The sequence below is a fragment of the Halorubrum sp. Atlit-28R genome, from assembly GCF_003665955.1.
GTDB lineage: Archaea > Halobacteriota > Halobacteria > Halobacteriales > Haloferacaceae > Halorubrum > Halorubrum tropicale.
In genome coordinates, this window is record NZ_QPLS01000285.1 from 1 (window position 1) to 439 (window position 439).

At 64.2% G+C, this 439-nt stretch carries 1 pseudogene; it reads right to left on the reverse strand.

Features of this window, described 5'->3' with window-relative positions:
* A pseudogene (locus tag DVK06_RS17930) lies at positions 1-439 on the reverse strand (AMP-binding protein); the annotation flags it as partial.

A 439-nucleotide genomic window follows, 5' to 3' on the forward strand; every position in this document is an offset into this window, starting at 1 on the left:
CCGATGCGGGCGCAGGCCAGCATGGCGATTGGCAGTTCCGGAATCATCGGCATGTAGAGCGTGACCACGTCGTCTTCCTCGACGCCGAGGTCGCGCAGCGCGGCCGCGAACTCGTTCACCTCGCGATAGAGGTCCTGATACGTGTACGTCCGCGTCTCGCCGTGTTCGCCCTCCCACTTGATGGCGACGCGGTTCTTGTCCCCGTTTTCGACGTGGCGGTCCACGCAGTTGTACGAGACGTTGAGCTTGCCGCCCGTGAACCACTCGTAGAACGGCGGGTTCGAATCGTCCAGTACCTCGTCGTAGTCGGCGTCCAGTCGAGCAGGTCGGCCGCGCGCTCCCAGCAGTCGGGCCAGTTCTCCTCGAACTCGTCGTAGATGCCGGCGTCCGAGACGTTCGCCTGCGCGACGAACTCCTCGGTGGGTTCGAACTCGTCTTG